At 60.2% G+C, this 603-nt stretch carries 1 protein-coding gene; it reads right to left on the bottom strand.

From position 1 onward, the window contains the following. A partial coding sequence (locus AC1D0Z_RS23745) for an ABC transporter ATP-binding protein (RefSeq protein WP_477660566.1) occupies positions 1-603 on the bottom strand: 603 nt, incomplete at both ends.

The raw sequence follows: 603 nt of genomic DNA, 5'->3' as shown, positions 1-603 counted from the left end.
TGGGGTGGTCGCGGATTTCCAGCGGCTTGCCTTCCGCAATCAAACGGCCGCGCGCCAGCACGATCATGCGGTCGGCGTAGGCAAACACCACGTCCATGCTGTGCTCGGTAAACAGCACCGCCATGCCCCGGTCAATGACCAGTTGTTTGGTCAGCGCCATCAGGTCGTTGCGCTCTTTTGGCGCCATGCCGGCTGTCGGCTCATCCATGAGCAGCAACTTGGGGTTGTTGGCCATTGCCATGGCCAATTCGACGCGTTTGACATCCCCGTAAGCGAGCACGCTGCAGGGGCGGTCAGCCTGCGCCTTCATGTTGACCTGCTCAAGGAGTGCCATGGCCTCGTCGCGTTTGTAGTCTGCGGCGCGGCGCCACATGGAAAACAATTTGCTGTCCGCGGACAGCAAGGTCATCTGAACGTTTTCCACCACTGTCAGCGAAGAAAAGGTTTCAGCGATCTGGAATGTCCGGCTGACGCCTAAGCGCCAGATCTGGCGAGGCGCCAGGCCGATCAGCTCCTTGGAGTCCAGCTGGATGGATCCGGCATCTGCGCGCAGCTGGCCATTGACCATGTTGAACATCGTTGATTTTCCGGCGCCGTTGGGGC

This window comes from Polaromonas sp. P1_E3 (genome assembly GCF_056405935.1).
The sequence above is the reverse complement of the archived record's forward strand: the minus strand, read 5'-3'. Positions and strand labels throughout refer to the sequence as shown.